General features: G+C 52.7%; 17 protein-coding genes. 4 read left to right on the top strand and 13 right to left on the bottom strand.

The annotated features are described in order from the left end of the window. Window positions 1-61: 61 nt before the first annotated feature. Window positions 62-832 carry an ABC transporter permease gene (locus tag NNL38_RS20325; RefSeq protein WP_255390686.1) on the bottom strand — a complete coding sequence of 257 codons (771 nt, stop codon included), beginning with the start codon at window positions 830-832 and terminating at the stop codon, window positions 62-64. Further along, the gene (locus tag NNL38_RS20320; RefSeq protein ID WP_255390685.1) at window positions 825-1469 is read right to left on the bottom strand and encodes an ABC transporter ATP-binding protein; all 645 of its coding nucleotides are present in this window, start codon (window positions 1467-1469) and stop codon (window positions 825-827) included. The genes NNL38_RS20325 and NNL38_RS20320 overlap by 8 nt, the downstream gene beginning before the upstream one ends. A 728-nt stretch (window positions 1470-2197) precedes the next feature. Here NNL38_RS20320 and aspA point away from each other — a divergent pair. After that, window positions 2198-3628: an aspartate ammonia-lyase gene (gene aspA, locus NNL38_RS20315; RefSeq protein ID WP_255390684.1), complete on the top strand. Its 1431-nt coding sequence runs from the start codon at window positions 2198-2200 to the stop codon at window positions 3626-3628. Window positions 3629-3719: 91 nt separating this feature from the next. On the opposite strand, the gene NNL38_RS20310 is transcribed toward aspA, so the two are convergent. After that, window positions 3720-4625, bottom strand: a complete 906-nt coding sequence (locus NNL38_RS20310) for a LysR substrate-binding domain-containing protein (protein WP_255390683.1) — start codon at window positions 4623-4625, stop codon at window positions 3720-3722. A 202-nt stretch (window positions 4626-4827) separates the two neighbouring features. On the opposite strand from NNL38_RS20310, the gene NNL38_RS20305 reads away from it, so the two are divergent. The 3 genes from NNL38_RS20305 (at window position 4828) to NNL38_RS20295 (ending at window position 9652) form a co-directional block, all read left to right on the top strand. Next, the gene (locus tag NNL38_RS20305) at window positions 4828-5040 is read left to right on the top strand and encodes a hypothetical protein (RefSeq protein WP_255390682.1); all 213 of its coding nucleotides are present in this window, start codon (window positions 4828-4830) and stop codon (window positions 5038-5040) included. A gap of 311 nt (window positions 5041-5351) precedes the next feature. Further along, entirely contained in the window at window positions 5352-6596 is a 1245-nt protein-coding gene (locus NNL38_RS20300; protein WP_255390681.1) for a response regulator, read from the top strand. A gap of 176 nt (window positions 6597-6772) precedes the next feature. Further along, complete coding sequence (locus NNL38_RS20295; RefSeq protein ID WP_255390680.1) at window positions 6773-9652, top strand: AMP-binding protein; 2880 nt, start codon at window positions 6773-6775, stop codon at window positions 9650-9652. Between the two features lie 814 nt (window positions 9653-10466). Here the strand turns inward: NNL38_RS20295 and NNL38_RS20285 are convergent. From NNL38_RS20285 to NNL38_RS20240, 10 genes are all read right to left on the bottom strand, one after another. Continuing rightward, a complete protein-coding gene (locus NNL38_RS20285; RefSeq protein ID WP_255390679.1) occupies window positions 10467-11624 on the bottom strand; it encodes a site-specific integrase in 1158 nt (385 codons plus the stop codon). A 534-nt stretch (window positions 11625-12158) separates the two neighbouring features. Further along, complete coding sequence (locus NNL38_RS20280) at window positions 12159-12692, bottom strand: Rha family transcriptional regulator (protein ID WP_255392261.1); 534 nt, start codon at window positions 12690-12692, stop codon at window positions 12159-12161. Window positions 12693-12741: 49 nt separating this feature from the next. Next, the gene (locus NNL38_RS20275; RefSeq protein WP_255392260.1) at window positions 12742-12993 is read right to left on the bottom strand and encodes a hypothetical protein; all 252 of its coding nucleotides are present in this window, start codon (window positions 12991-12993) and stop codon (window positions 12742-12744) included. 7 nt (window positions 12994-13000) lie between these two features. Further along, entirely contained in the window at window positions 13001-13507 is a 507-nt protein-coding gene (locus NNL38_RS20270; RefSeq protein WP_255392259.1) for a PadR family transcriptional regulator, read from the bottom strand. Beyond that, window positions 13507-14136, bottom strand: a complete 630-nt coding sequence (locus NNL38_RS20265) for an HNH endonuclease signature motif containing protein (RefSeq protein ID WP_255392258.1) — start codon at window positions 14134-14136, stop codon at window positions 13507-13509. The genes NNL38_RS20270 and NNL38_RS20265 overlap by 1 nt, the downstream gene beginning before the upstream one ends. Continuing rightward, window positions 14129-14365 carry a hypothetical protein gene (locus tag NNL38_RS20260; protein WP_255392257.1) on the bottom strand — a complete coding sequence of 79 codons (237 nt, stop codon included), beginning with the start codon at window positions 14363-14365 and terminating at the stop codon, window positions 14129-14131. The genes NNL38_RS20265 and NNL38_RS20260 overlap by 8 nt, the downstream gene beginning before the upstream one ends. Window positions 14366-14367: 2 nt before the next feature. Next, complete coding sequence (locus NNL38_RS20255) at window positions 14368-17127, bottom strand: toprim domain-containing protein (protein ID WP_255392256.1); 2760 nt, start codon at window positions 17125-17127, stop codon at window positions 14368-14370. Beyond that, window positions 17093-17407 (bottom strand): hypothetical protein, encoded by a 315-nt coding sequence (locus tag NNL38_RS20250; protein WP_255392255.1) that lies wholly within the window; start codon window positions 17405-17407, stop codon window positions 17093-17095. The genes NNL38_RS20255 and NNL38_RS20250 overlap by 35 nt, the downstream gene beginning before the upstream one ends. Further along, the gene (locus tag NNL38_RS20245; protein ID WP_255392254.1) at window positions 17397-17696 is read right to left on the bottom strand and encodes a hypothetical protein; all 300 of its coding nucleotides are present in this window, start codon (window positions 17694-17696) and stop codon (window positions 17397-17399) included. The genes NNL38_RS20250 and NNL38_RS20245 overlap by 11 nt, the downstream gene beginning before the upstream one ends. After that, window positions 17693-18001 carry a hypothetical protein gene (locus NNL38_RS20240; protein ID WP_255392253.1) on the bottom strand — a complete coding sequence of 103 codons (309 nt, stop codon included), beginning with the start codon at window positions 17999-18001 and terminating at the stop codon, window positions 17693-17695. The genes NNL38_RS20245 and NNL38_RS20240 overlap by 4 nt, the downstream gene beginning before the upstream one ends. Window positions 18002-18003: the final 2 nt, after the last annotated feature.

The following is an 18003-nucleotide window of genomic DNA, read 5'->3' as shown; positions in this document are numbered from 1 at the left end:
ACAACGCTGCTCAACATCCGTCGTCAACTTGCCTTCACCAGCGGCAACAGCAGGCCTCAGCCTAGAGCACCAGCTGCCCGTAGCGGTTAAAGGCAAAACGGCTGATCAGCGCCAGGGCTGTCGCGACCGACAAGGTCGCGGCAATAAAAATCGCTACCATGATCACCAACTGGTATTTCACCGCCAGCAATGGTGCCGTCCCCCCCAGAATTTGCCCGGTCATCATTCCCGGCAGGCTGACAATTCCCAGCGTCGTCATCGATGCCAATTGCGGCGCCAGCGCCGCTTTGACGGCGGTGCGGACAAACGGCTGGACCGGATTGGGCGCGCCCAGCGCCAGATAGAACTGGTAGTCATTTTGCTGCGCCTGAAGCCCACTGTGCCAGCGTTCTATCGCCAAGACATTGGCGGTCAGACAATTGCCCAACAGCATCCCGGCCACCGGGATCATATATTGCGCCTGCCACCAGGGCTCGGCCTGAATCACCCCGGCCAGCAAGGCCGGCAGAGTCACTAACAAGGCTACAACCTGCCCAGCGACGACGGCGGGTATCACTTTCTTTAAACTGATTTCCGCCCGGCGACAGATACTGTAACCGGCCACCAACACCATCACCGACAACCACGCCAGGTTCAGCATCGGGTTCTGAAACGCAAACAGGGTTTGTAAATAGATCCCCACCACCGCCAGCTGCAGCGTCATCCGCAGCACGGCCGTCACCATCGTACGGCCAAGGCCAAGCTGCCAGCGGGCAAACAAGAGCAGCGGCAACAAAAGCAGCAGATAAAATCCACCTAAAGCAAAGTGGCTGATCTCCAGTGCATTATTCATGGCCATTCTCCATCCGGTGCAGAACATGCGCCCCTTGCAGCCAGATCGGATCATGCGAGACCGACACCGCGGTCACCGATTGGGAAGCCAGCAGGCCAATCACCTGATCCCGGCTGCCCGGATCCAGGGCAGAGGTTGGCTCATCGAGCAACCACAATGGCCGCGCCATCAGCAGCGCCCGAGCGATCGCCAAGCGCTGCTTTTCTCCGCCAGACAAATTCTCGACATGGCGATCCAGCGCATGCGCCAATCCGACTCGCTCAAGCGCAGTCCGGCAGCGGGCGTTATCCGGCGGCGAGCCCGACATCGCGTGAAGCTGCCACGGCAGGCGCAACACCCCGGCAATATCTGCCGCGCCCATCACCGGCAATTGGGGCAAATAGCAAAACTGCCGGCGCCACCAGCGCAGGGCCGCCACATCCACCGTCTGGCCCTGCCAGGCAAACTGACCATGGGCGGCGGGTTGAAGTCCGGCCAGCACCAGCAATAAACTGGTCTTGCCGCACCCGGAGGGACCGCAAATGGCCAGGTGCTGGCCCGGCAGCAGGGTTCGGGTCAAATAAGGCTGGCGTATGCTTTCTTGGCCGGAAGCCAACTCATGCAATACCAGAGCCCGGTCATTCACCTGCTGTGACATCGGTGGCTGTTCACTCGGTGATCGCGGACGCTGCCGCGTTGACAAGGGGCGTTGTGATAATTGATGCTGCCGCTCTTGTGGGTGTGTCATCAGGAAGATCCAAACAATAAGCTCACGCTCAGTCTATCGGGGCCCGGCTGATGACTCAAATTGATGGGCCTTATATTGTGTATCGATAGAAATGATGAATTTATGCCCTGAGCGGCCATTTTCAGCCTGCCCGGCAGTAGACAAGCACAGCAAGAAACCGCGTAAGCTCGCTTACCCGGTTCATCACATCAGTTCATCTTAACCTGGGCCAGCCATCCGGCTGGCCTTGTTGTTCCTCCTCCTCGCCTCTGTTTCACCGACTCCCTCAAATGCGGCCGCATGAACACCGCCCCTCTGCCTTAAAAAATCGACAATTTTTACACTTTTTTGATACATAGTGCTCAAGCTCACAAAATAGTAAGATTTATCTCCCGAATATTTTTCAGCATGAAGCGATCAAAGTAACACGTCAGTTAAATTTTTTCTTTTTTCCATATGGTTATGAATAATCTCCCATCAAAACTGCAAGAAAATCCCTTCGGGAGAATAACGGGCAACACAACTATAAAATGGCTTTTTTTGCAATTATTCCGGCTATGCATTAATTGCATTGTTGCTTACTTTTAGGCATTTCACTTTGATTTGTAAAAAGACCATTGTATTCCGGTCTTTTCTACTACGAGTCAAAGGTGACCGCCATGCACGACACTGCCAACCAGGTACGCATTGAAGAAGATCTGCTGGGCCAGCGTGAAATTCCGGCTTCGGCCTATTACGGCATTCATACCCTCCGCGCCTATGAGAACTTCAATATCTCCTCGGTCCGTATTTCTGATGTGCCTGAGTTTGTTCGCGGTATGGTGTTCACCAAAAAGGCCGCAGCCAAAGCCAACATGGAGCTGGGCTCAATCCCATCCGAAGTCGGTCAGTACATCATTGAAGCATGCAACCTGATCCTCGATACCGGAAAGTGCATGGATCAGTTCATCTCCGATGTTTACCAGGGCGGCGCAGGCACCTCAGTCAACATGAATGCCAACGAAGTGATTGCCAACGTTGCGCTGGAGCTGAAAGGGCATGAGAAGGGCGAATACCACATCATCAACCCGAACGATCATGTCAACAAGAGCCAGTCCACCAACTGTGCCTACCCAACCGGTTTCCGGGTTGCGGTGTACAACAGCATTATCAAAATGATCGGCTCAATTGAACACCTGCAAGCGGCATTCGAAGCCAAGAGCGACGAATTCGGCGACGTGCTGAAAATGGGCCGCACCCAGTTGCAGGACGCCGTACCGATGACAGTCGGTCAGGAGTTCCACGCATTCAGCGTCCTGCTGAAAGAAGAAGTCAAGAACCTGAAGTATGCCGCTGCGCTGCTGCTGGAAGTGAACCTGGGTGCGACCGCGATCGGGACCGGCCTGAATGCACCTGCGGGCTACCAGGAACTAGCCGTGAAGTACCTGGCAGAAGCAACCGGCCTGGACTGCGTGCCTTCTGAAGACCTGATTGAAGCCACCTCTGACTGTGGCGCTTACGTTACCGTCCATGCCGCGCTCAAGCGCCTGGCGGTCAAACTGTCGAAAGTCTGTAACGACCTGCGTCTGCTGTCATCCGGTCCGCGTGCCGGCCTGAACGAAATCAACCTGCCGGAAATGCAGGCGGGCTCGTCCATCATGCCGGCCAAAGTGAACCCGGTGATCCCGGAAGTGGTCAACCAGGTGTGTTTTAAAGTCATTGGTAATGACACCACAGTCACCTTCGCTGCCGAAGCTGGTCAGCTTCAGCTGAACGTGATGGAGCCGGTGATTGGTCAGGCAATCTTCGAATCGATTGAGTTGCTGGGTAATGCCTGTGTCAACCTGGCTGACAAGTGTATCTCCGGGATCACGGTGAATCGCGAAGCCTGTGAGAACTACGTGTTCAATTCCATCGGGATTGTCACTTACCTCAACCCGTACATCGGCCACCATGAAGGGGACATCGTCGGGAAAATCTGTGCCGAAACCGGTCGCAGCGTGAAGGAAGTGGCGATGGAGCGTGGCCTGCTGAGCGAAGAAGAGCTGAACGAGATCTTCTCGACTCAGAACCTGATGCGTCCGCAATATAAAGCCAAACTGTATAGCTAAGTCGAAACAGGCGTCTCGCCTCTTGTAGGGCAACACCCAAACGACAAAGGGCTGAATCATCCAGCCCTTTGTTTTTTTATGCGGTTATATTTTACTGCCCGTTCGTCAAACCATCAATTGGGCTCATCTTGCTCATCGCCTGCCACATCGCCTCACAGGAAGCATGCAACCGGGAGTGATAGCGATAAACATACAGATCCAGCGGCACCGGCTCACGGGCGGTCAGGATCTGCAGCTTCCCGGCCGCCAGTTCGTCCTTAATCGCATAATCGGGCAGCCAGCTGATCCCCTTGCCCTGCATCACCAGCGCCTTGATAAAGTCGGTCATCGACGAGGTACACACTGTATTGGGCGTCAGCTTACGGTTCGCCCGGTGCAGCGCTCGGCCCATATAGCTCTCCGGGGTGTAGTCCAGGCTCGGCACCGCATCGTTCTGCGCCAGGTCAAACAGCGGGTTACCCTGCGCATCCACCGCGGAGACACAATACAAGTAACTGCGACCCAGATAGATTGAACGATAGGGCGCGACCTGCAACTTGTCTTCATAGAAAGAAAACAGAAAATCACACTTGCCGTCGATCAGCAGCTCAACCGCTTCATCCACTTCATTCGCCACCACAGACAGCTGGGCGTTGAGTGCCGGGTTAAACAGGCAACGATGCAGCTTGGGCAGGATGCTGATCGCCATCGAATGGGCGGTGCTGATCCGCACACTGTGCCGGCCATGGAACGAACTGCCGGCGAGGCGGCTAATCTCTTCATCCAGCTGTTGCAGGATCGACTGTGCCGTGGTTTTAAACTGCTTGCCGTTCAAGGTCAGCGCGATCGGGGTTTTGCTGCGGTCAATCAGCTCCAGCCCCAGCTCAGATTCCAGTGATTTAATCCGGCGACTGAAGGCCGGCTGGGTGACATTGCGTACCGCCGCGGCCTGGGAAAAGTTCTTCAGTTCAGCCAGGATCAGGAAATCCTGCAACCATTTGGTTTCGATGTTTTTCATTATCGTTTTAAATCAGCTAGTTGATACCAATCACAGTCAGTAAGTGTTCAGAAATAGCGCAGGAAAAAAGCTTCATTGATGATCCGAAAGCCGGAACCAGACAGCGCCGCCAAATCAGCAATGAAGCCGCTGGGTATTATCGCTGCAAGGCATCGGCAAGGCAATTGCCCGTGGTGAAGTTTTGGTCAAAAGCGCAACGTTCATGATCAACCGCAACGGGGCGCTTGCAGACCTGAGCCGGCTACTGTTCACACCGATTCCCCCTATGGATGAATTGCAGCCAATGATTTTGATGGCAAATGAATATGCCGCAGTGAAATCATTGAAAAATTCAAATCAACCCCCGAGAAAACTTCCTGAAATCATTCCATTTTTGAAAATAAAGGCGACGTTTTTCGCAAATAAAGCCAAGTGAGCCCTATTTATAAAGTCGTTATTAATGATACAAGTGAGATCTATTTTTTCTACCGCAGCACTCCATCCGAAAACAAAGCATATCCACATGATATAAAAAGACTTTACTACCAATATGAAACAACAACCTGCGCTATATTTATATAAAGACGAGATCCAGAGCCTGAACGGTCAAGTCAATTGAAAACCCCTGATCTCACATGCTTAATTTGGCCAGTTCCGGTGAGCAATTGTATCTAATAACAAAATACACCATAATGTGGCCTTTATTCAGCATCATCGCTTCGCGACGCAATCCTAAGGGTGTCGTACATGGAACAAAAAATACTCGTCGTTGAAGATAGTCGGGCTTTTCGACGGATTATCGAGCTGGAGCTCAGAAAAGCAGGGTTTACCCCCATCCTGACAGAAAGTATTGCCGAAGCCGAAAAAGTACTGGATGAAAGTACAGACTTTTTATGTGCCATTCTCGACTACTGCCTGCCTGACGGCCAGGATGGGGAGATCATCGATCTCTGCCTGTCAGTCGATATCAAGGTAATAGTGCTGACCGCGCTGATGGATGAAATGACCCGGGAAAAAGTGCTGGCCAAAACCGTTATTGATTACATTCCCAAAGACAGCCCGGCCTGCATCGCCTCGATTATTCCCATCCTGCACCGGTTGGAAAGTAACAAGCAACACAAGGTGCTGGTCGTCGATGACTCCGCCACGGCACGTCGCTACCTGCGTAGCCTACTTGAGCGTCAGTATCTCACCGTGATCGAAGCCAACAACGGTGAGCAGGCCCTGGACATGATCCGCCAAGAGCATGATATCAGTTTAGTGATCACCGACTACGCCATGCCTGAGCGCGACGGTGTCAGCCTAATCAAAGAGTTGCGCAAAACCTGGCGCAGCGGACAGCTGGCTGCAATTGGCCTCTCGGCCAGTGATGAAAACGCCCTGACCGCCAAGTTCCTCAAAGCCGGGGCTAATGACTTCCTCAAAAAGCCCTTCAACCAGGAAGAATTCTACTGCCGCCTGCACAGTACCCTGGATATCCTGGACTCCGAGCGTCGCCTGTATCGGCTGGCCAACCAGGACTACCTGACCCAAAGCTGGAACCGTCGTTACTTCTTCGAACATGCGCTGGTGCGCCATCACCAGGGACCACGCTGTCTCGCCCTGCTGGACATCGACCACTTCAAGACCATCAATGACAGGTTCGGCCACCACATCGGCGACATGGTACTGATTGACCTGGCCAAGCGGTTGGAAAACTTCTTCTCTGATGCGCTGGTCGCCCGGTTCGGCGGTGAAGAGTTCTGCCTGTTGTTCGGCAACTCCCCGCAGATCTTCGAGCGCCGTCTGGCAGCACTGATGGAAGATATTGCCGGTGCTGAGTTGACGCTCATGGGCCATACGGTACGCTACTCCGTCAGTCTCGGCATGGTCAACGACGATGCCAATATTCACGATCTGATCCGCCGTGCCGACCACTGCCTGTACCAGGCCAAATCCAGCGGCCGCAACCGCATTGTGCTGGAGCACCAGCAAGCACTCCCTTGCCCCTAAATACACCTCCCACCGGCAGTTCCCTGCCGGATTAGGCCGAGATTGGGAATACATACGGCTTATTCCCGATCTTTAGACCACGATTTCCTCCAAGTTTCGCGGTGTTAACTACACTTCAAACTAACCGTCGCCGACGGTGAAGCACTGTTTCGCGATCAGCAGTCAGAGGCTTGTTAATGGCAAACCACCCCGATCCGCAGCCCCGCCAGAAATCCGAACCGGCACCGGCGCAAGGCGCCGTCCGGGCGAATGACGTGCTGTTGCTGATCCAAACGCTGGCCGAAGAAGTCCGCCAGCAACCCCTTGTCGACGGTGAGCTGGATTTGCAAACCCGGCTCGATCAGACGCTGGGGTTTGACAGCCTGACCCTAGCCGAGCTGATCCAGCGCAGCGAAAAACAATTTTCCGTCAGTCTGCCGACGCAAACCATTGCCGAGATTGAAACCCCGGCCGATTTGCTACAGGCCATTCAACACGCCGCGCCGCTGGGTACCGAACAAACATCCGGGTCGAGTACAACCCAAACAATCCGACCCTTCGAGCTGGGCCATGTCGCCACCCTGCCCAGCCAAGCTACCACGCTGCAGGGTGTTCTGGACTGGCATGTTGAACAGCATCCGGACCGGCCCCAACTGTATGTCTACCAGGATGCCGATCAGATCACCGAAATCAGCTATCAACAGCTGCAGCAACGGGCGCGTCGCATCGCCCGGGCACTGCAACAACAGGAGATCGCCCCGGGGGATTGTGTCGCCATCATGCTGCCGACCAGCGAGGCGTATTTTTACAGTTTCTTTGGCATTCTCTATGCCCGGGCGATCCCGGTGCCAATTTACCCGCCAGCGCGGCTGAGCCAAATTGAAGATCACCTGATACGCCATGCGGCCATTTTAAATAATGCCCAGGCCAAGTTAATGATCACCGTGTCCGAGGCCAAGCCACTATCGCAACTGCTGCGGCTTCAGGTGCCGAGCATCCACACCATCACCACCCTGGCGGACCTGCGCAGCAGCAATACTCCCGAGGCGGACATCGGTACTCCCCACCCGGACGATATCGCGTTTTTACAATACACCTCCGGCAGTACCGGGCTGCCCAAAGGGGTCACCCTGACCCACAACAATCTGTTAGCCAATATCCGTGCCATGGGCCGGGTGGTGCAGGCCAGCTCGGACGATGTGTTTGTCAGCTGGCTACCGGTGTATCACGACATGGGCCTGATCGGGGCCTGGCTCGGCAGCCTGTACCATGCGATTCCGCTAGTGATCATGTCCCCGTTGCTGTTTCTGTCCCGGCCGCAGCGCTGGTTGTGGGCCATCCACCGCCATCGCGCCACCCTGTCGGCCGCACCCAACTTTGCCTACGAGCTGTGCCTCAACAAGATTGATGACAGCGAGCTGACCGGGCTCGATCTCAGTCACTGGCGCTTGGCCTGGAACGGTGCCGAGCCGGTCAGCCCGGCCACCATGCAGCGTTTCACCGAACGCTTTGGACCCTACGGCTTTCGCCCCCAGGCGATGTCACCGGTTTATGGCCTGGCCGAATGTTCGGTCGGCCTGACTTTTCCCGCCCTGACCCGTCACCCCAGAGTTGAACGAATCAAGCGCGATCCCATGACCCGGCTCGGCCGGGCTGAGGCCGCCGAACCAGAAGATCCGAATGCCATCGAGGTGGTCGGGCTCGGCTATCCACTGCCCGGTCACCAGATCCGGATCATTGACGCCCTGGGCCGGGAGCTGCCCGATAGGGAAGAAGGTGAGCTGGAATTCAAAGGACCTTCAGCCACCCAGGGCTATTATCGCGATCCAGACAAAACCCGGGCCTTATATCACGGCAACTGGCTGACGACCGGCGATCGCGCCTTTACCATTGGCGGCGAACTGTTTTTAACCGGGCGCAGCAAAGACATCATCATCCGCGCCGGGCGCAATATTTATCCCCATGAGCTGGAAGCAGCTGTATGTCAGTTGCCGAATATCCGCAAAGGCTGTACCGCCGCCTTTGCCAGCCATGATCGCCAGAGCGGTACCGAAAAGCTGGTGATTCTGGCCGAATCACGCCAGACGGCGCCCGAACAACTCGAACCGCTTAAATTGAAAATCAACACGCTGGCGCTGGATTTACTCGGCAGCCCGGCCGATGAAGTGGTGATTTGCCCGCCGCACACCATCCCCAAAACCTCCAGCGGCAAAGTGCGCCGGGCAGCGTGCAAATCCTTGTTTGAAGAAAACCGCCTGAGCGATCCGCAGCGTGCCGTCTGGCAACAGGCCCTGCGCTTAATCAAAGCCGCCGCGCAGCCCCAGCTCCGGCGCTGCTGGCGGATCGGCGTTGATGTCGCCTATGCCGGGTATCTCTGGTGTCTGCTGGCCGTGCTGGCCCCAATCGTCTGGACAAGCGTCGCCGTCCTGCCCACCCAGCCTGTCGCCTGGGCCGCCGCCCGCACCGGTGCCAGAACCCTGCTGCGGCTGGCGGGGACCCGCCTGACCATTGACGGCCGGGAAAACTTACCCAAGACTGAGCAACCCTGTGTAATTGTCGCCAACCATGCCAGTTATCTCGACGGCCTGGCGTTTATGGCCGCCTGTCCGCAACCGTGCCGCTTTGTCGCTAAAGCTGAACTGCTGCGTAATCCGTTTGCCCGCATTTTTCTCTCCAAACTCGGGACCGAATTTGTCGAACGCTTTGATGTCGAGCAGGGGCTGCTGGATGCCGGTCGCATTGCCGACAGCGCCGCGGCGCAGCAACCGCTGGTGATTTTCCCGGAAGGCACCCTCTATCGGATGGCCGGGCTCCATGAATTTCATATGGGCGCATTCCTCGCCGCCGCCAAAGCCGGCTTACCGATTTTGCCAGTCACGATTGGCGGCACCCGTTCCAAGCTGCGCGATAAATCCCTGTTTCCGCGCCGGGGGTCGATCAGCCTGACGTTCAGTCCGCTCATCACGCCTGCCGGTGAGGACTGGCAGGCCGCCGTGCAGTTGCGCGATCAGGCCCGTGCCGAAATCCTTCGTCACTGCGACGAGCCGGATTTGGCCCACACCCCAAAAAACCGATGATCGACGGCTGCTGATCTGCAAATGAAGTTTGAGCGGATGAACACCTTCTGCGCAAAACAGAAAAACAGGCTCAAACTCAATAGCTTAACCGAACACTTCACCCGCTCACGACCACGTAAGCACTCCGGAGCCAGAAACCATATGACTTCCTAATCACGACAGAAATGACCGGGATCAATACACCATCGGCGCAAATGTCGACTCTATAGAGGCACCATTGATGCGTTCGATTCACAACGCGCCATCAATGATGAGTTAAATAACTATTCAGGGAGGGTCAATCATGTTATGTCCGGATTGTAAGCAACCCATGCTCAAATCGGCCGATCACAGCAACCACTGTATGAATCTCAACTGTCCGCCGAGTCGCACCCAGTGCCCGAAATGCCAGTCCGATGACACACACATCCGAGGGAAAAGCCTCACCGAGGCACAGCTCAGCTGCGGCCAGTGCGCGACCCATTGGACCATTTCGCGGATCGATAATACCAATCACGGTAAGTAAACGTTCAGAAATAGCATCGGAAAAATGCTTGAGAACAAGGCAGAGTTTTTCGATAAGTAGTGATTCTACAATCAAAAATTCTAACGCAGTTATCGAGCATTTTAACAAGTTAGGATGGCCAGTGATTTACGACAATTGGTATTACACAAATAGAAAGCCGCACCATTGCAGTTCGGGGCCAACCGCTTGAAGGTTGGCGCTCGAACTAAAATGAACCCATGTAAGGCACTGATTTTAAACCACTTCCAAACAATCATCACAACAACACGAACCCATATCCCTAATCGCGGTTCCAAAATGGTTCCAAAACTATTTTGGAACCGCGTCCCAAATACCCAGCTCTGCAGCTGCTACCGTGACCCACTGAACATGCCCGGATTTATAGATACTCGTGGTGTTTGGGTTTGAGTGTGCAGCCCTTCTCTGCGGGTCGTAGCCGGCTTTGTCGTAAAGGTGAATACTCAGGCCTCGTATCTCATGAAAGGTCGGCCTTTCCTGCTTGGGAAGCTCACTTTTCACCTTCGCCTGGTCCCGGTAATACGAGAACTTTTCACTCAAGAATTTGGGGTTCACCTTGGTGAGATCATCACACCGGTTTCTAAAGTTCCTGAGTGGTCGGCGATGAACAACGTACGGTGAGACTATTTCATCCCGGCTTTGCTCAATAATCTTCAAGAGTGACGATGTAACGGGAATCCGCACACGACTGCTTTCATGCTTCTTCACCTTTTGACGATGGATTTTCAGATAGCCGTAAACCAGCAAACCATCCTCTTGCTGCGGCTCTGCCAGCATCTCAATATCGTCGTATCGAATGTTGCAGATCTCGTTTGAGGCATGGGTGCTTTCCAGGGCCAATAGCATCGCAACCTTCATCCAGACCGGCGCGACACGATAAACCGCATTGAAATCATCCATCGTCATCCGCTTGCGCTTTTTGTCATGATACGGCTTTCGTTTCTTTCTGCGCGCCGGGTTATCGTTCATGATGCTCTCATCGACCGCATAGTCAAACACCTTCGTCATAAAGGAAATCCAGCGGTTGTAAGCGAACGGGCCACTGGCGCCATGTAACTCCAGAACCTGGTTCACCGCCTCCAAATCAATCTCAGGGCCATACTTCTGGCCCAACGCTTTATCCAGCTTCACCAGGCGGCGCTGAAACAACTCATATGTGCTCTTGGACGGCTTTTCTTCTTCGAAATAGCGTTTCGACACTCGGGAAAAGAAGACCGACATAGGCTTCAACGTCTTCCGGCCATGGCTGGTCGAGCGAATACCGTGAGATAGTTCCGGATCGATACGGTAGGTATCGTTGTAACGTCGAGCCAGAGAGACGGCTCTTGCTTTGTTATGGCCTAAAGACTTCCATGTATCATCGATTCGGCGGAAGACATAGCCCTTTTTACCTTTGAAATAGAGACCTTCAGGCAGGTCTCTATTGGCTTTATTTCGGGGACGTGGCACGGACACCTCTTGGGACTAGTGGTTCATCAGATCATCGAGTAAGTCATCTCCGGAGGAGAGTCTTTCTTGATCAACATCCACATAATATGAACGACCGATCCGCTTCCCTGGCAACGTACCCAAATCGATTTCCCTACGACAAACCCGAACATCCGGTGCTTGCCCTTCAGGGAATCGTGTTCTACGCCATTCGCTCAGTTTAATAAGCATGTTGATCCCCTCCAGAGCCAGGAAAAAAGGAAGCCAGGGGGACAGGGATCCGAAATAACCCGTGGACCTGTGGAAGGGGCCATAAAACATATTTAAAACATAATGTTACAGTCCATGAGTTTCTTAAATTTCGCGTTCTGTCTTCTGATCTAACCTGTGGATCACCACTTTGAGTAGCCCTCTGCACCGCATTTGAGCGTTTTGGGGTGTGATTGAACTTTGCCATACTGTGCCTCATATCTGCTGTTGCCTCAGCAATCTGAGCCTGGTTGCTACCCCCATGGGCGGGGGTAGCTGTGTGAGCCGAAAGCATAGTTTTGCTTTCTACAACGAAAATGAACCGTCTACATTCACGGGCGCACCGCATTCATAACAACGCACTTGTGCAGGTGGCTTCAATGTAACGTTGTACTGTAACTTCAAGATTTCCTTGGCGTATTTATTCCCCTTCCCTGCTTCCGTTACCATTTTCTCCAGAAACTTATCATGAGGTAGCAGCGCGGCTTTGTCCCAAAACGGCAAAGATTTGTTTGATAGCTCTTCTTTCATGCGGTCAAACTCAAGGATATAAGCTTCTTTGAATTCAGCGGCCAACTTGCCTGTAAAGCCCATGACCAAAAACACAAAACCGTTTTTTGTCATGCGGAACATATCACGCTCTTCACCCTTGCCATCTTTGTACTTAACGGACGCAAAATTGCGTTGGTTAAATTCATCAGAGCACTCTAGGTTTCGAACAGCTCGGATGACATCTGCATGGCGTTTTCCAAAAAACTCAGCAACCACGAGCGAAGTGGTCATCACTTTTCCATCAACCACTTCAAGCGTGGGTGTTGGTACTGGTGTTTGATCTTTCATTGTCTGTTCCTTCTCAGGTATTCCCAACCCCCTCAAAATTGAGGACGTTTTAAATATTGTGATTGAGCACCTTCACCGTCACATCCAAATGCAGCGATGAGATACCCAGCTTTGTCGCCAGACGTTTCCGGTTCCCGGCATCCAGGTTGATGGCGCTGGCCAACGTCTCGTATTTCGTATCATGGTGACGCATCACCGTTTTCTTCCCTTCAATGTAGGGCTGATCCAGCCCGGCCTCTTCGTAGACTTCAACAATCATCTTGGCGATATAGTTCAGTGGTTTATTCTTACTAGCCATCATGTATCTCCTATGCGGTTTGGCTCATTGGTGTAAATTTTTCGATAACCTGGTTGCACCAATCGATGTCTGCTTGCAAGTGCTGCCGACGGCGATTGAGCAGCAATCGAGCTTCTGGAAGCATGGAGTCCCTCACCTGGTCAAGGCGGATCATTTCATCGCTCAGCTGTGTGATATAGGCGAAGAAAAAGTTGGCATGTTTACTGAAAACCATGGCCCCAGCCTCATCTTGCCACTTGGGTACTGACGGGCTTGTCGCCTCTGCAACCAGAGAAAGCAGATCCCGGCCACAATCGCTAACCGTATAGACCTTCTTGTCCGGCTTCCCCTCTTGAGGTACCAGCTCGAAAGTGACATATCCCTTGGACTCCATCAGATTCAACTCACGGTATATTTGCTGATGACTGGCACTCCAACCGTAAGCTGCAGTTTGTTTATTCAGGTCGTAACCAGTCATGGCCTCTTCTGACAGAAGGCTGAGCAAGATCACTTGCAGGTTTGATAAAGGGTTTTTCATTACGCTCTCCGTTTGTTGTTTTTCATTGCGTCAAATGTGGCGACTTCCAGTTTGGATAACATCATTCCGGTCGGCTTCAGCTCAGGTGGCAGCTCATGTACCTTGTTTTGATTCGCTCTTAAATTCACAGGCTTGCTGACACATTCAAGATTCGATACCCACCAATGCGTATTCACACCGTCCTTGAAGCGAATAACATGGCCATCGGGTACCGGGCCGTGGTGGTTCTCCCACTCAATAATGTGCTTTGGTCGATATCTTGTTGGGGCATTCGTATATGGATCAGGCTCCGCAACTTTGACCAAAACATATCCGTCTTTGGAACAAATTCGCTCATGTCCTATCGGCTTGAGGTTCGCGGGAGTATGACCTTTTTTAAAACTGGTGCAGCTTCCCTTATACAGCCCTTTTTTCCCTTTATTCCAGGGCACATTACCTTGCGCGATCTGACCGCTTCTGCCAGTTTTCAACCCATGACGCTTGCAATAACTTTTGATCGCAGTAGCAGCCAGGCATGTGCCAAAACGCTGATTAAATTGATCCGTTAACTCTTGACGTGGAAGGTCACGGTTTTCTGCCAAGAAACGCCTTTGATCCTCGGTATACTTGTGACAGATTCCTTTAGGCATGACGTTTATCCTCCATCATTGGAACGCTGTATTTCCCTGCATATTCAGCCTTGAACTTCTCCCCTTGTAACGACAGCGATGCGTTTTGAATGATCTGATTTGATACCTGGGAAATTGCTTTGCTTCGCTCTATTTCCTGGCTGAGTCGGTCACCATTCAAACTCTCATCATTCAGCCGTTCCAGTTGTTCAAATAAATGGTTATTCAGGTCAATTAACTGGTTCTTCATGGTCATCTCCTCTGGTTAACTTCTCTCTCTTGAACATCCTCCGGAATCGCTGGGTACAAGCCGAACTCCCTGAGGTTCTCGACACCTAAAGCAATCAAGTTCGAGACTCGCCTTGTATTAATTGTTTTCTCGCAGGGTTCTTTGAGGATCACACCGGCATTCTTCAGTTGGCGTTTGAGCACCCGATCAGATTTAACAGGTAAGCTGTCAAACGTCTGCTTTAGGGCCGGTGTCTGGCTGAGCTGCTGCATCATATGGCTGGTCCGAATCAGCAAGCACAACTCGCCATCAATCCAGTCGAATACATACGGGTAACGGAACTGCCCGGAGTCGATTTCGCCCAGAATCACATGAAGAATCCATACCCAGGGCTCTCGGGTTGCATTGGTTTCACTCACATGCGTATTCATTTCCGTCACGAGATGAGAAACAAACTTCCCGTATTTAGACGGCAGTCCGGTAAATTCACACAATAGCTTCCAGGCCAGTAACACACAGGTATAGTTTTCAATCATGCGCTCTGCGGTGCTGTCACTGTTCACTGAACTGCGCTTAGACTGGAGGAATTCATTACACTCTCTGAAGCTCTCTTTTATTTGCTTGCGGGAAAAAGTGGTTAAGAATTGAATCCACTCTTTCACTGGAAATCGGGGCAAATCATCCGGTAGTAACTCGCCCTTTCTGTTTGTTAAATCCGAACGAACCAGCTTCCCCTGAAGGCTCTGGACTGGCACATCTTCACCCGCTAACAGAACCGGCGCGGAGATGATGAACTCGGTCATATCGGAAGATCGTTTTGTTGGTGTATGCTGATAACTTTCTTGAAGAATCGATACAGCCCTATCAATAACTTTTTGATCTTGAGTGCTAATCTCTTCCCAACCGATGGGGTGCGATGTGTGGCCTACTGAAGTCAATAAACGAAATTCAGATTTTATGCTCTGGCTTGAAAGCATCGAAAATCCAATCGTTCTTTCTAATCGCTTAATTACAGTGGACTTACCCGCACCTTTATCCGCTTGAAGCGTATAGTGAGGCCAAAATCCAAGAAAATTTTTCATATGGCACCCGACAGCCCAAACTAGTAGAGACAACGCAGCACTTTGTTTAAATGTTTTGCTATAGGCCTCTATGACCCTTTTGCCGTCGACAGGTGTTCCACTAATAAACCGTAAGTTGTAATAAGGACACTGCTGCTTTGGGTTCGTAAAATAACAATCAGGCCCTTCGTTATATACTGGCTTACCGTTCAGCCAAGCAAGACCAACAAAATTCACGACATGTCTTTCACCAATATGCGCGGTTCGCTCCAGGATATTAATCATTCTGGAGAATTGCGCAGGTCGAAAAATGGCACCCAACTTTCTCCATAGCTCGATGTTATGCACCTGATCATCTTCAAACACTTTTCTGATGAGCGTGTTCTGGTGTCTTGGAGACTGAATAGATGCCGAAAATAATGTTTGTTCACTCTGATCATGGTCTCCAGTCATCACAGAGCTCGCACTTGAGATAGTAATTCGGCTAAAGCTCGCCACCCGGAATCCACATAAGTCTTGCGGAGTAATTTGCTCTTCACCTTCATCAGACTGAGAAACTTTTATATAACTGGTGAAGTCTTGTTTTGTTCTGAATAAGCTATACACATTCGCATCATGCGATGGCAGTGGCACACGTTGGAAACGCCCTATTTTGAAATCCCCACTTTGTCCGAAAACCAACCACTGCTCTAAACGCAGTAACGCCAGCTTTGTTTCCTCCGTTCCATGCTTACGCAAATAATCATTCAGGTCGTTTACGTCTTCCCAGTTGGTCTTTTCCTGATCAACAAAAAAGCAAGGAATATTCAGTGCAGTACATGCTTCATGAACCAACCATGCCGCCTCCGGCCCGGGGCGATGACCTTTGCGAGGGCCTTCCTTAATCGGTGGATCATTGTCGAAACAACACACCACCTTTTTCCCGACCAAAAAACGCCAATCAATGTCTTCAACGGCCAGGCCCCGGGTTGCAATCGCCGTTGTTGTACCTTTGTTCGCCCCTTGCGGGTCAAACGCGGCAATTGCCGAAATCGCATTAATCGGCGATTCCACAACAATGACCGTCTTGGCCCGCTTCAGCGCCACTGGATCCGGAATATAGGGATACCCGCGCTTCTCCCCCTGGGCTTTCGTCTTCAAGTCACCGTTTAATGCCGGGTCAAAGTACCGGTAGTCGATCCCCATCACCTGCTTGCTCAGCACACATCGGGCGGGGAAAGAAATAGCCGGGCCACCATGCCCCATCTCACCCGGGTTCTTCTTCGGATTCGTCCAGTCACTGAACCCGAAAGCGCCGCGCTTTTGCAGCATATCAATCACCGGCGCCGGAATTTTCCGCTCATCAAACAGATAAGCCCGGGCATCATTGGCAACGGCCAGCTGCTTCTCCGTCAGCCACTCCAGCTTTCCTTTTTGCTGCGGCTGATCGGGCGAATCCGCCGGAATACCAAATTCCTCATGCAGCCACTTCATCGCCGCACTGGCATCATCAGCACGACCACAGTAGATCACCAGGTCTATACAACTGCCCTTCTCACCCGAGGTATGATCCTTCCACATCATGTGGCCGGCCTCTTTGGCGAAAAAGATGCTCACACTCGGGTGCTTGTCCGCCCGGCCCGGTGCCCGATAGTTCCCATTCGGATCAGGACGCTCCATTTCCAGGCGCTCAGCCAGGTCGTGCAGGTCAATTTCTCGTTTTAGTTTGTCTGCGGACGCCATACAGCGAACCTCCAATGTCTTGCAAATTCACCCCAATCTCGACGGGGCCAAAGTACGCCGTCAGTTGGCGCTTCAAATCATCAAACTCGCCAGATGTCAGTAACCTAGCCAAATCCGGATGCTGAGTTTGAATGTGTTGCCACACCATGCGTTTCTTCTCCGGCTGTAGCCGGCTGAGGGACACACCGGGCGGTTGCAGCCGGGACAAACACGGCTCTGCCCATCCGGGGTCCCGATAGCCTCGCCAGGGCCAGCTCGGGTCTGGCGGCTTACAGGCCATGAGCCAGGATCCGACGCAAACAGGCTGAAGCCTTCCAGAGCTCGTCACTCATCTGACAGCCATGTGTCACACCGCGCTGCTGAATCCACTCCGGCGGCATTTCCCTCAGGCTGTTCGTTTCGAGACTCACAAGCCCGGCTTGCTGCCACTGCTGCAGCTGTTCGGCATGCTCACCCTCGAATGAAGGCAGAGAAATAAAGCCCTGCAGCCGAACCAGCTGATGTTCCAGCTTGAGCAAACAGTGCTGCGCCTCCTGAGACATGCAGGACGCAAAAATCTGAGTTGTCATAGCTGCCCCCCGAGATAATTCGCGGCAATGGCCCGGGTTGGGTGAATCTGGTGGCGTCCCCACACAGAGTGTTGATTCAGCAAGGTCAGCATGTCTGCTACATGCTCCCGGGGAACGCCTTCATGACGCAGCCAACTGCGGATGACACCCGGGTGAATACCAAGTTCATTCGCGACATACTCATGAATTTCCCGGTCTGTCGCCCGGCTGCCAAAAACATGATGATTGAGGTTTCGAAGCGCTGCCGCCAACGCCTTACAGCGCAAGTCATACATCACTTCGGTGAGAGATTGTTGCTTTGCCATGA

The sequence above is a fragment of the Photobacterium atrarenae genome (assembly GCF_024380015.1).
Taxonomy (GTDB): Bacteria; Pseudomonadota; Gammaproteobacteria; order Enterobacterales; family Vibrionaceae; genus Photobacterium; species Photobacterium atrarenae.
The sequence above is the reverse complement of the archived record's forward strand: the minus strand, read 5'-3'. Positions and strand labels throughout refer to the sequence as shown.

Excerpts from the sequence above, each read along its gene's own strand:
- NNL38_RS20280 (WP_255392261.1), bottom strand. The coding sequence starts at position 12,692 with ATGAAAGATCAAACACCAGTACCAACACCCACGCTTGAAGTGGTTGAT.
- NNL38_RS20250 (WP_255392255.1), bottom strand. The coding sequence starts at position 17,407 with ATGGCCTGTAAGCCGCCAGACCCGAGCTGGCCCTGGCGAGGCTATCGG.
- NNL38_RS20295 (WP_255390680.1), top strand. The coding sequence starts at position 6,773 with ATGGCAAACCACCCCGATCCGCAGCCCCGCCAGAAATCCGAACCGGCA.
- NNL38_RS20305 (WP_255390682.1), top strand. The coding sequence starts at position 4,828 with ATGATCAACCGCAACGGGGCGCTTGCAGACCTGAGCCGGCTACTGTTC.
- NNL38_RS20275 (WP_255392260.1), bottom strand. The coding sequence starts at position 12,993 with ATGATGGCTAGTAAGAATAAACCACTGAACTATATCGCCAAGATGATT.
- NNL38_RS20310 (WP_255390683.1), bottom strand. The coding sequence starts at position 4,625 with ATGAAAAACATCGAAACCAAATGGTTGCAGGATTTCCTGATCCTGGCT.
- NNL38_RS20270 (WP_255392259.1), bottom strand. The coding sequence starts at position 13,507 with ATGAAAAACCCTTTATCAAACCTGCAAGTGATCTTGCTCAGCCTTCTG.
- NNL38_RS20260 (WP_255392257.1), bottom strand. The coding sequence starts at position 14,365 with ATGAAGAACCAGTTAATTGACCTGAATAACCATTTATTTGAACAACTG.
- NNL38_RS20245 (WP_255392254.1), bottom strand. The coding sequence starts at position 17,696 with ATGACAACTCAGATTTTTGCGTCCTGCATGTCTCAGGAGGCGCAGCAC.
- NNL38_RS20320 (WP_255390685.1), bottom strand. The coding sequence starts at position 1,469 with ATGTCACAGCAGGTGAATGACCGGGCTCTGGTATTGCATGAGTTGGCT.
- NNL38_RS20240 (WP_255392253.1), bottom strand. The coding sequence starts at position 18,001 with ATGGCAAAGCAACAATCTCTCACCGAAGTGATGTATGACTTGCGCTGT.
- aspA (WP_255390684.1), top strand. The coding sequence starts at position 2,198 with ATGCACGACACTGCCAACCAGGTACGCATTGAAGAAGATCTGCTGGGC.
- NNL38_RS20265 (WP_255392258.1), bottom strand. The coding sequence starts at position 14,136 with ATGCCTAAAGGAATCTGTCACAAGTATACCGAGGATCAAAGGCGTTTC.
- NNL38_RS20300 (WP_255390681.1), top strand. The coding sequence starts at position 5,352 with ATGGAACAAAAAATACTCGTCGTTGAAGATAGTCGGGCTTTTCGACGG.
- NNL38_RS20255 (WP_255392256.1), bottom strand. The coding sequence starts at position 17,127 with ATGGCGTCCGCAGACAAACTAAAACGAGAAATTGACCTGCACGACCTG.
- NNL38_RS20325 (WP_255390686.1), bottom strand. The coding sequence starts at position 832 with ATGAATAATGCACTGGAGATCAGCCACTTTGCTTTAGGTGGATTTTAT.